Source organism: Streptomyces xylophagus (genome assembly GCF_000716435.1).
Lineage (GTDB): Bacteria > Actinomycetota > Actinomycetes > Streptomycetales > Streptomycetaceae > Streptomyces > Streptomyces xylophagus.
Genome location: NZ_JNWO01000063.1, coordinates 1 through 11,409 on the forward strand (window position 1 = coordinate 1; position 11,409 = coordinate 11,409).

Below are 11,409 nucleotides of genomic sequence, written 5' to 3' on the forward strand. Positions count from 1 at the left end.
GCCTCCAAGACCACGTCCTGGAACACGACGATCCGCCGTTCGACCACGAACGGCAACGGCGCACGGCATCACCAGCTCACTACAAGAGAGCCGCACCCATCTGAAATGAAGCCAGCAGGCAGGTCGCGACAGCGACGAAACCCAGCGAGGTGAAACGTCTCGGCACACGGCCCTCACGTCGCATCATGAGACTCATCCGGCGCGCCCCGCCCATCGGTCCGGTGATGAATATCGGACGCGTCCCCGCTGAAGGCCCGGCGACGCCGACATCAGGCTGCCAGACTGATGTGGACATGCCTATGCACAGAGCTTCGGCTTTGCCCTGCCTAGCCTGATTCATGACGGTCAGCCAGATTCGATGGCATCTCGTTCCCCCTGCATAAACTGCGGTCCGGGGGCTGATGCAGGGCTGCGTCATTTTCACGTTATGGCCGTTTTGATCATGTGGCGCCGAGAGGGGGCATCAGTCGGGCGGTGTCCCGGGAGTGCCTGCGCAGTCCGGCGGCGATGTTGCCGTAACCAGTCGGCGGAGGGTACCGATGGCCAGGTTGCACAGGGTCGCCTTGACGCAGGGTCCGATTCCGGTAGGGACGCGGGAGGCACTGAAGCCGAAGCAGGAGTCGCCGCGCGTGCCTACGGCGGCGCCGGACCAGTCGCCGGGTGACAGCGAGCGGGAACTCGCCCACCACTTGCGGCAGTTCGCGTCCTGAATCGATCCCCTCGTTCGATACACGGCAAGCTCAGAACACGACCGCCGTCGCGCGGTACGTCGTTCTCAGACCCGTGCCGTTTCCTCAACAGCCCACGACAGATACGCCTCAGACCCGCCGGTCACAGGCAGCGTGATCCACTGGGGGATGTCGTACGGGTGCTTCTCGGAGAGCATCGTGATCTGAGCTGGTTGATGATCTGGGTGCGGGCCTTGATGGTGCTGGCGCGTACTACGCCGAGTGTGCGGATTGCCTCGACCATGTCGTCGCGATCCTTCGGGGTCCGTTGGCGCGGCCGGAGAGCGCTGCGAGGGCGTCGACAGGGTCGGATTTGCCTGCGGCGCGGCGAGCTCGACGATCGGGCCGGTCCCGCCCATGTCACACCCTGTGGATCTGGGACGCAGCCGCAGCCGCAGCCGCAGCCGCAGCGAAGGGTGCGGGCTGGATTGTTGGCTCCAACCCTGATAGATCACCTTGTCATGACCATGAGCGCGATGGAACTGCACAGTGTAAATCGTTGGGAGGCGTCCTTCCTCCGCGAGGAGGTGGAAGGCTACTTCGCCCACGGCATCGAGTGCAGGCCGGGCGCGACGATCCTCGACGTGGGCGCCAACATCGGTGTGTGTTCTCGGCCGCCGTCTATAGACGGCTGGACGGAGACGTGCGGATCTACGCCTTCGAGCCGTTGCCGCCACTCCACGCGACACTCGAACGCAATGCTCGCGAGTTCTTCAACGGACGTCTGACCGCGCTCCCCTACGGCTTAGCGTCCCGTGACGAGGAGCTCGACTTCAGCTACATTCCGGCCGCCACGATATTCTCGTCCTCCTCGCGGGATCAGGGGAATATCGAGGATGAGCGGCGCCGGGTCACCGCCAGCGTTGTCGAAATGGTCCGCCAGGGCGGCCTGGGACCGGTCCTCCGCCGCGTACCCGCTCCCATCCTCACTCTTCTCATCAGCCGCAAGCTGCGGGTGCTGCGGCAGATTGAGACACACCGAGTCAAGGTCAGGCCCCTGTCATCGGTGCTCGACGAGCAGGGCATCAACCACATCGACCTGCTCAAAGTCGATGTGGAAGGCGCCGAACTTGAGGTACTCAAAGGCATCGAGGAACGGCATTGGCCGCTGGTCCGCCAGGCCGTCGTCGAGGTGGAGCGCTGGCAGCAGAACCGCGACACGGTCTGCGAGGTCCTCCACAGACACGGCTTGACCGTCAGCACTGAGCAGGATTCGGTGCAGCGGGCCGGCGACATCGGCATGGTGTTCGCGGTCAGGCCCTCACCGCTCGCAGCGCCCGGCGCTCAAGGCGGTATCAACGGCTAACACATGGATGTGGATTGGTCCTGATGGCCGCGGAGCTGGACCTGCCTCGGTAGGCCCATCGCCACTCGGCCGATCCAACCGCCTGGCTCCGCGGCTTCTGCCGCGTGCGCATCTGCTGGGAACGGCGGACCGTCCTACAACGAGGCGTTCCTCAAACGTCTACTGCCTCACCAGCCCCTGAGCTGATGCGCTGCTCAGGCTCAGCACTCGTGCGAGTACATCAACTCCTTATGCGTCAGGTCGAGTTGATCAGGTGATCGCACAACGTCGATCGAAGCGCGATGAGTGAGGCGCGCTTGTCGCTAACCTGAGATCCGCTGCCCTCCTATCCGTCAGTAGCCGCTTCGACGACCGACGCAAGAATGGATCTCTTCACGATGAAACGCACTGTCGCAGTCTTCGGCGCCGGATACATCGGCCTGGTGACGGGGGCCTGCCTTGCCGAACTTGGACACACGGTGACCGTGCGGGACATCGTTCCGGAACGCATCCAGCAGCTGGATCAAGGCGATGTTCCGATCTACGAGCCGGGCCTGGTCGAGATGATCGCCCGGAACACGGAACGCCTGGCCTTCACCCTGGACGCGAACGAGGCTGTGCGCGATGCCGAGATCGTGTACGTGTGTGTCGACACGCCCCCGACAGCGTCTGGAGATGCCGACCTGTCCCGCGTCTTCGCCGTGATCGATGTCCTGAAGAGCGCCTCACACCTGACTGCGGTCGTCGTGAAGTCAACCGTGCCGGTAGGAACCGGTGCGCGCATCCGTGCCGCGCTGGACGATGCAGGTCTTGGACACGTCGGCTATGCCGCCAACCCCGAGTTCACCGCCGAGGGCAAGGCGGTCTCGGATTTCATGCACCCAGACCGTGTGGTCGTCGGCACCTGGGAGGACGCGACCGCGAAACTCGTCGCGGAGCTGCATGACGGTGTCGATGGGCCTGTCGTTCTCATGGATGTCCCGTCGGCCGAGTTGACGAAGTTGGGCGCGAACGCGGCGCTGGCGACGAAGATTTCGCTGGTGAACGAGCTGGCCACTGTGTGCGAGGCGACCGGCGCCGACATTACGCAGGTTGCTGCCGCGATCGGTCTGGACCCGCGGATCGGCTCGCACTTCATGAAGGCCGGTCTCGGCTACGGCGGCTCCTGCTTCCCGAAGGACAGCCGCGCGCTGCGGGCGCTGGCCTCCAACAACGGTTACCCCTTCCAGCTGTTGACCTCGGTCATCGAGGTCAACGAGCTCCAGACGCGGCGCCACATCCAGCGTCTGAAGGCCGAGTTGGGCGGTCTGCACCGCAAGAAGATCGCCCTGTTGGGGATGACCTTCAAACCGGGCACGGACGATATGCGCGAGGCTCCGAGCGCGATCATCGCCGCGCGGCTGCTGGCCGAGGGCGCGGAGGTGCACTGCTGGGATCCGATGGCCAAGCCTCAGGCTGTCGAGCCGTGGACATCGGCGACCCGGCACGAGACGGTGCTTGAGGCGCTGGAGGACGTGGACGCGGCCGTCATCGTCACGGAGTGGGCGGAGTTGGCGCAGGTTGCGTGGGACGAGGTGCGTGGGGTGATGCGGCGGCCGCTGATTCTCGACGGCCGTAACGTGCTCGACCCGCCCACCATGGCGAGGTATGGCTTCACCTATATGAGCGTCGGCCGACCGACCGCGACGGGCTGACGCGTTCTCGGTACATGACGGTGGCCCCCAACTCCCGCTCGGGGGGCCACCGTTGGCGCGCGGGTGGGCTCAGGCTAGGGAGCCACGCCCGCACGGGCCGCGACTTTGGCGACGTGCCGGGTGAGCAGGCCCACGAGGTCGATCGCCGGATCATTCTGGTGGAGGTGCGCGACGGCACACAGCGCGGTCATCGCCACGTCCAACAGCTCGGCCTGCACTTGACTCATGTCTCCGGACAGGCCTTTGCGGGGATTGTGATCGAGCGCGGCCGCCAGGGCGCTGACGACCTCTCCGACCTCCTCACTCGTCTTGCTGACGCGTCCCCAGAGCAGTGCTTCGGAGTTGCGGGCTTGGTTGGCAGGATGCTTGTCGATCCAGCGGGACACGGCGTGAACGAGGTCGCTCGCACCAAGGGTCGGATCAAGGGCCGGTGGATTCCAGCGGGGCTCGGCGACGGCGAGGACGTGCTCGGAGGTGCCCAGGACTGTGGGCAGGTACTCCAGGCGTTCCAAGGCACGCATGACCTGCCCCCGGCCCACGGGGTGTTGGATCCGCTCGGCGAGGTCCGGCAGGAGTTTCGCGGGGCCCTCCACCGCGAGGAGGGCGATCAGCCGGCACTGTGCGGCGGCAGCTTCGGCAGCCAGCTCATCAGGGTCGTGGAGGTAGGCGGTGGTCCACAACTGGCCGTAGTCCCGGGAGGGGTTGTGGTGCTGGCCGCTGCTGACGTGCTGTTCGAGGAGGGCTTCGGCGCCGGGCAGGTCCAGCTTGTTCTTGGAGAGCATCTCCCAGGTGGTGTAGTAGCGGCTGACGCCAGCGCCGATGATCCGTCCGCCGTCACGGGTGACCCGGCACGCTTCCGTCCAGGCCCGCGCCCGATCGGTCGCTCTGGGAAGGTGGTACAGCGGTCCGAGAAGGAGCACCGCGTCGAAGGACCGCTCTGACCAGGCCATCAGATTCCGAGCGTCTCCGTCCGTGATCTCGGCGAGCGCGGAGTCTGCCTTCGCCGAGGCGGCACGCGCCTGGTCGAGGTGGAGAGGGACGGGGTCGACGAGCGTGACCGTGTACCCGGCCGTTGCGAGGGCCAGGGCGTAGCGGCCAGGTCCCCCGCCGACATCGAGGATCTTGGCCGGGGGCGGCGGCAAGTGCCTGGCGAGGATGTCCATAGTGCGCAGGAACTCGATCGAGCGGCGCGGATCGGCGAGTCGGTCCTGCTCCGTGCCCTCGTTGTAGTACTTAAGAACCTCGTCGTCGAGCACCTTATGTCTCCTCTGGCGGGATGAGTCGAGGGAAGGGCACGCATGCGCGGCCGTCGCTGGCCTGGCGGAGGAGGCTGACGTAACCCGTCTGAAAGGCATGGCGGAGAGCGCGGTCGACGTCGGTCATCACGGGGCCGCCTACGCGGTCGATGACAGAGGCGACAGCGCCGTGCACAGCCGGGCTGCTGCCGATGTAGCTGATCAGTTTGAACTGCATGACCAGAAATAGGTCGGGCGTCGCGCTCAAGGAGCGTTCCCAGCTGGCCGGGTGGGGTGAGTGGAAGGCGAGGTTGTAGCTGAGCCCGCCGAGGGTCATGCAGCGGTTCGCGACGTGCGGCAGGCGGCGCAGCAACTCCAGCTCCCGGTCGGCCAGGTCGCGTAACGCTCCGCGAAGACGCAGCAATTCCTCGCGGGATCCTGGCGTGAGCCACCGCAGGCCGGCGAGGCGACGCTTCACGTCGGGCGGGGGCAGCAAGGGCGGTCGCCGCCAGTCGGTGGCGGGTTCGGCCCGGCCGGTGAAGCTGAGCAGCAGATCCCGGTAGGTGGTGGTTGCGGTCTGGTGCAGTGTCCGCAGCAGGCTGCGGCACTGCGGGGTCGTGACGAACTGCCAGCCGCCGGGCAGCCGGATCTTGAGGCCGACGGGCAGCCGCTCGCGGTGATCCCGCAGGGGATCGGGCGGCAGGACGACACACCCGTCGGGAAGGGAGTAGTCCGTGAGGGCGTCGAGGATCACGTGGTGCGCGAGGTAGGCGACCGGATCCACGAGGGAACGCCGGGTGGTCGCGTCCGCGATGGCGCCGAGGCGTACGGGACGATTGCCGTGGGCGGGAGTGGGCCAGCAGTTGAGGTGCAGGTGCAGGCGTTTGTCCCACCACTGGCCGTTGTCCCGGTCGACGGTCCGGTCGTGGTTCCAGGCGATCGACGTCTGACTGCCCGCAAGCCCGAACTCGCTCATCACCTTGGGGGTGGAGACGTACTCGGCGAACAGCGCGCAGGCCCGCATGAGGGCGGTCAGGACGGCGGGCGGGGTGTCGCCGACGCTGGTGCGCAGGATGTCGTCGCGGGCGACCAGGAGCATGATGTCGTAGAGGCTGTGGGGCCATGCCTTGTCGATGACGGCCAGGCGCTCGCCGGCTCCGGGCACCGGGATCTCGGCGAGGATGTTCGGTCCGTAGTAGTCGCGGTAGCCGCCGAGGTTGCGTCGCTCCATCGGCGGTGCAGCCAGCCGTGGCGCCTGGAGGGCGGGGTTGACGGGGAGGTCGAGCGCGGCACTCGGGTAGAGGGCGTCGAGACTCGGCCGAGTCGATGTCCGGGATGTGGTGGCCGTCATCGGACGATCGCCTGGCCTGCGGCCACGCCCATCATGGCGCCCTGGACGATGCCCTGAGCGATCCCGGCGGCGTCGCCCACGACGTGCACGGGCAGACCGGGCACCTGGAACCCGTCGTCGGTCAAGGGCTTCGCCCACAGGAATTCGAGTTCCGGCGCGATGACCAGGACGGCGTCCAGGAGGCTTTCGAGGTCGGCGGGATGCCCGGAGTGGTCGAGGATCGACGGCATCAGCCGCTCGAAGCCGGCCGTGAGGCTCGCATACTCGCCGAGGGTGAACAGCTGGTCGACACGTCCGGTCTGCAGATCCTGGGCGGAGGGCTGGAACGGCATCCGGGCCTCGACCGCCGCCCACTCCTGCGAGTCGCCGCTACGGGAAAGGAAGGCCCGCAGGGTCTGTACGAACGGCCGTCCGCCAGCGAGTTTCCGGTAGACAGCCAGGAACGACTCCTGCGCCTCGTGGGCGCTGCCGCGGCCGGTGGCCTGGCACAGCAGTCCGAGGTTCGCCGCGAGCGGGCGCGTGCCGACTGCCCGCTCCATCGTCTCGTGCCCGTCCAACGTGATCACCGGATCACCGAAACTGCTCTGGTAGTGGGTGAACTTGATCCGGCCGCCATTGACGCCTCCGCAGAAGCAGAACGTCTTGACCTTGTTCACGCCGGTGTCCTGGAACTGGCTGATCTTCAGATCGGGGTGCTCCAGACCGATCGCGCGCAGCAGTTCGGCGTTCATCTCGAAGCGCACGCCCACGCTGATGTCGGGATCGGTCATAGGCACGTCCAGGCGGCGCAGAAGGTCCGCGGTGGAGGTGACACCGCGGCGGCCGGTGGCGAGTACGAGGTGCTGCGTGTCCACCGTAGTCAGACCGGTATGGGTGCGTACCGTGCAGGTGAGACCGTCACCCTTCGGCTGGGCGTCGACGAGTTCGGCCTGCTCCCACAGAGTCACCCCCTCGCCGAGCCGGTCGTGCCAGCCTTCGATGATCCGCCGCAAGGCGCTCTCCCCGACGACCGCGACGGGGTACTCACGTATCCACAGGCCCCGTGCGGCGAAGGACTTCGCGGCCTCGGGCGACACACGCTGCTGATACGGGTTCGGCTTTGCGTCGAGCGGCTCGGTGAGCCAGTCGAAGGCGAGGTCGCACAGCTCGTGTGCGCGACCGCTTCCAAGGCGGTCGATCAGGCGGCGGCCCGAGGGCAGGAGGGATAGCTTGATGCCGTCTCCGTAGTGCATCGCGCCGCCGAATCCGCTGATCACGTTGCACACGCCACCGCACCCCGTGCACCGCAAGCCGCGGTCCACCGGACAGGGCCGACGGCGGTAGCTACGGCCGGCCTCCAAAAGGAGTACCTCCACGTCGGGTTGCCCGCTGTTGATCGCTCGCGCGCACGCGAGTCCGGCCGGGCCTGCGCCCGCGATCACCACGCTGGTCTGCATCGCGCTTCCCCCTTGAGTACGTTGAATCCGATGGGGTGAACAGGCCCGGCACAGGGAACGCTGTGACCTGGTCGTGGGAGAGCCGACCGTGGCGGCTCGTCCGTCCGCGCCCGGAAGCCCCTCGATGGAGGCGGCCACCCGGCGGCGAGAGTTGGAGGCCGCCCCGGCGCCAACTGCCCCTGCCGCAGTGGGCACCGGGGCGGGTGTCATTGGATGCTCACCGGGTCCGGATGGCCGGTCGGTTGTGGGGTGCCACCGTCGGAACTAGCTGACAGGGACCGAGAGTTGAGGCAAGCGCAATTGACCGCCTTCTCCCAGCGGATCCCGATCAGGACAACTGTCGCGGCGAACGGAAGAGCCAGGAGCAGGAACGCGGTCACCTGCCGGAACATGCGGCGGGAGTGTGCGTCGGTGAGCGATGGGGGCTCTGGCTTTGGGCGGTCCACAAGGTCGCGCCGAGCGGTGCGCGAAGAGATCATGCCGGTCCTTTCCTGGTGAAAGACGCGAACTCGTCGGCGTCGTAGTCGGCGAGTGAATCCCAGGGCTGCGGGCCGGAGCAGAAGCGGGCGGCTTGCTGGGTGAGATCGAACAGCAGGTGCAGTACGACTACGGTGATGCGGTCCATGCGACGTGAGCCGTCGAGCCCGGTGGCACGAGGCAGGGGATCAAGCACAGGCGTGCCCCCGCTCGATGCGGTAGATCCAGGCGGCGGGGTCGGTGATCTCCTTCTCGGCGGGAAGGAGACTCAGGTCTTTCCAGATCTGGTTGACCAGGCCAGTGCCGAGTTCGGCGACGGCCTGCGCCATGAGGCGGGAGCCTTGCTCGTACGCTTCGCGTCCGGGGCCAAGACGGCGGACGATGTCCCGGTTGTGTAGTCGGTAACGCCAGGACTTGGGTCCTTCTCGGAAATCAGCCGCTGTGCCGAACAGCCGCTTGAGTGCCTGCCGTTCGGCCCAGGTGGCGTGCCCCTCCAGGATGGTCGAGACACTCTTCGGTGGCGCGAGGACTCCCCGTTTCGGCAGGAAGAGACTGGCCCAGACGGCGGAAAAGTCGCGATCTTGAGCCCGAGTCGGGCGGCACTGCTCTCTGCCGGCGTCAGGTCCAGGTCGGCGATGTCGCGGGTGAGGATGCGGTGGTGGCTCTGCCGGAGCTCTTGTCGCCATCCCTTCGGGGGCAGCAGGCGGAAACGGACCTCCGCGGGGAGCGGGAGGCCGGTGATCTCGTTCACCGTCGGTGCCACCTGGCGAAGGATCCGGTCGATTCGCTCGGCCAGGTCGGGATGGCGTTGGGTGTCATCCAGCACGGTGAAGCGGGTGTGGGTCACAGATGGTCCTGTCGAGAAGTGATCGGTTTGGTCTGTTTCGTAGGGCCCTTCGTCCCCCGGGCCACCGTCTGGTCCCGGGGAACGAAGGGGGTTCGGCTCCCCGGCACCGAGTACGGAGCCAGAGCTGCGCACCCAGCGCTAAGAAGGGAGGGCCCCGTACGCGGCGGCGAGCCCTAACCAGGCTGCTGCGCACGGGAGTTGGGTGCCGCTCAGACGGTGGCGAGTCCTCTGAGCAGGTCGAGGTCGGTCACGGTGGTGCGGTGCACGGCGAGTTCGTGACCGGCGGCGGTCGTGTAGTGCGCGACCACGTCCGGGGTGAGCAAGTCCTGTGCCGGCAACGGGCAGCCCGGGAGCGCGTCGAGGGCCTCCTGCAGCGAGCCCGGCACCGGTGGTGCCTCCAGGTCGTCGAAGGCGCTGCCGATGTAGGGCTGGGGCGGTTCGGACTTGTGGTCCAGGCCGGCCAGGACGGCGGCGAGGGTCGCGGCGAGCGCGAGGTAGGGGTTGGTGTCGGCGCCGGGCAGGCGGTTCTCCAGGTGGAGGTTCTCGCCCCGGCCGACGACCCGGATGGCGCAGGTGCGGTTGTCGCGGCCCCAGGTGAAGGTCGTCGGCGCGAAGGTTCCCGGGACGAGTTCGCCACCAGCCCGGCCCGTTCGGCGAGGGTCCGCGCCGCGAAGAAGCGGGTCAGCACGCGCGGGTGGTCCAGCGCGTAGTCGAGGTTGCGGTCGAACACCGGCCGCAGAGCCCGGTGATGGGGGTTGGCGGCATCGGCGTAACTCAGCACGAACTCGGTCTCCAGACCGACCCTGGCGGTGATCCCCCGGTCGGCGAGCCGGGCGATCTGGCGTTGCAGGATCTGCCTCGGGGCCACACTGACCGGCTGTCCGTCGTGGCCCATGGCATCGGCGAAGACCAGAGCGGTGCGCCGCATCCAGGCCAGCTGGTAGGAGGCGTGTATGTCGGGGCGCATACTCACGTCACCCCAGCCGGTGTCGGCGGAGGACAGGGCGAAGCCGTCGAGCGGGCGCATGTCCGCGTCGGTGGCCAGGACGTAGGCGCACATGTCACTGCCGCCGAACGCGACGCGGTCAACGAAGTGCTCCGCGTCGATCCGCTTGCCCTTCAGCCGACCCAGCATGTCGGGCACGGCCACCATCACGGTCTCCACAGCCCCGCGGTCCACCAGGCCGCACAGGGCCGCGAAACCGGGGACCTCCGGCTGGAAAGGGGTGTCGTTCATACGAGGTCCTCGCCCAGCAGCGCGCGCTCCTTGGCGGTCCCGTACGCGGGGATGCCGTAGCTGCGTCGCCCGCGGGTGGCCCATCCGATGGTGGCCAGGAGAAGTACGGCCGCAAGCGCGCCGGGGGCGTAGTTGAAGGAGTCCTCGGTGACTGGGGAGACCTGCGGGAGACAGAACACCACGGTGATGAAGGCCACCCAGATCACGGCAATCCAGCCGATGGGTTTGCTCCAGCGGCCCAGATGCCAGGGGCCCCGGACGAAGCGGTCTCCGGCGCGCAAGCGCAGGTAGACGGGGATGGCGTAGGCGGGGGTGATCCCGATGACGTTGATCGCGGTGACCGCGTAGTACGCGGTCAGCGAGTACAGCGATGGCAGGGCCAGGCAGAACGCGACGGCCACCGTGAGCCACACGGCCGGGACCGGTGTCTTCGTACGCGGGCTCAGCCGATGCCAGGTCTTGGAGAAGGGCAGGGCGCCGTCGCGGGAGAACGCGAACACCATCCGTGAGGCGGAGGCAAGTCCGGCGTTCGCGCAGAACAGCTGGGCAACGATCACGACCAGCAGGAGGATCTTGGCGCCGGTCAGGCCGAGGGCGTCGAGGAAGATCTGTGCGGGCGGCACCCCGGTCGCGGTGCCGACGGTGCCGGCGTAGTCCTGGATCGCGAAGAGCATCCCGGCAAGCAGCACGAAGCCCACGATCCAGGACCAGAAGATGGAGTGCACGATGCCCTTGGCGGCCGATATCTGGGCGTGGACGGTTTCCTCCGAGAGGTGGGCGGAGGCGTCGTAGCCGCAGAAGGTGTACTGCGCGAGCAGCAGCCCCAGCGCGATCACGTAGAGGTGGTTGCCCCACCCGGTGGTGTTGGCGAAGTGGGTGAACACGAAGCTCGCCGACTGGTGGCGGGAGGGGATAAGGGCCAGGGCGCCGACGATCGCCGCGACGCCGCCGATGTGCCACCACACGCTGATCGAGTTCAGGATGCTGACCAGCCGAACCCCGAACAGGTTGAGCACGGCCAGCAGCAGGAGGATGGCGCCGCAGATGGCCAGCGTCCGGCCGGGGGTGGGGGTGAAGCCCCACTGAAGGTTGAGCCAGGCGCCGACGAACAGCGACATG

The 11,409-nt window shown here is 67.5% G+C and carries 9 protein-coding genes and 1 pseudogene; 2 read left to right on the forward strand and 8 right to left on the reverse strand.

What is annotated here, in order from left to right:
• Positions 1 to 775: 775 nt before the first annotated feature.
• A pseudogene (cutA, locus tag OO70_RS54335) lies at positions 776 to 883 on the reverse strand (divalent cation tolerance protein CutA); the annotation flags it as partial.
• Between the two features lie 449 nt (positions 884 to 1,332).
• On the opposite strand from cutA, the gene OO70_RS49915 reads away from it, so the two are divergent.
• Together OO70_RS49915 and OO70_RS49920 are read left to right on the forward strand one after the other, a co-directional pair.
• The gene (locus tag OO70_RS49915) at positions 1,333 to 2,034 is read left to right on the forward strand and encodes an FkbM family methyltransferase (RefSeq protein ID WP_199827562.1); all 702 of its coding nucleotides are present in this window, start codon (positions 1,333 to 1,335) and stop codon (positions 2,032 to 2,034) included.
• A gap of 362 nt (positions 2,035 to 2,396) precedes the next feature.
• On the forward strand, positions 2,397 to 3,707 hold the full coding sequence (locus OO70_RS49920; RefSeq protein ID WP_234337147.1) for a UDP-glucose dehydrogenase family protein: 1,311 nt from the start codon (positions 2,397 to 2,399) through the stop codon (positions 3,705 to 3,707).
• 74 nt (positions 3,708 to 3,781) lie between these two features.
• On the opposite strand, the gene OO70_RS49925 is transcribed toward OO70_RS49920, so the two are convergent.
• The 7 genes from OO70_RS49925 to OO70_RS49950 form a co-directional block, all read right to left on the reverse strand.
• Positions 3,782 to 4,963, reverse strand: coding sequence for a methyltransferase domain-containing protein (locus OO70_RS49925; RefSeq protein ID WP_063749796.1), 1,182 nt, complete (start codon positions 4,961 to 4,963; stop codon positions 3,782 to 3,784).
• A 1-nt stretch (position 4,964) separates the two neighbouring features.
• A complete protein-coding gene (locus tag OO70_RS49930; protein WP_051742495.1) occupies positions 4,965 to 6,293 on the reverse strand; it encodes a hypothetical protein in 1,329 nt (442 codons plus the stop codon).
• On the reverse strand, positions 6,290 to 7,729 hold the full coding sequence (locus tag OO70_RS49935; RefSeq protein ID WP_199827563.1) for a DNA polymerase subunit beta: 1,440 nt from the start codon (positions 7,727 to 7,729) through the stop codon (positions 6,290 to 6,292). Before OO70_RS49935 ends, OO70_RS49930 begins: the two co-directional genes overlap by 4 nt.
• 475 nt (positions 7,730 to 8,204) lie before the next feature.
• Positions 8,205 to 8,354, reverse strand: coding sequence for a hypothetical protein (locus OO70_RS55120; protein WP_158711670.1), 150 nt, complete (start codon positions 8,352 to 8,354; stop codon positions 8,205 to 8,207).
• A 40-nt stretch (positions 8,355 to 8,394) separates the two neighbouring features.
• Positions 8,395 to 8,892 (reverse strand): zinc-dependent metalloprotease, encoded by a 498-nt coding sequence (locus tag OO70_RS54345; RefSeq protein WP_106971915.1) that lies wholly within the window; start codon positions 8,890 to 8,892, stop codon positions 8,395 to 8,397.
• Positions 8,893 to 9,262: 370 nt separating this feature from the next.
• Entirely contained in the window at positions 9,263 to 9,985 is a 723-nt protein-coding gene (locus OO70_RS53500) for a type I glutamate--ammonia ligase (protein WP_234337148.1), read from the reverse strand.
• Between the two features lie 301 nt (positions 9,986 to 10,286).
• Positions 10,287 to 11,409: amino acid permease (locus OO70_RS49950; RefSeq protein ID WP_043688100.1), on the reverse strand; the 1,123-nt coding region annotated here is incomplete at its 5' end.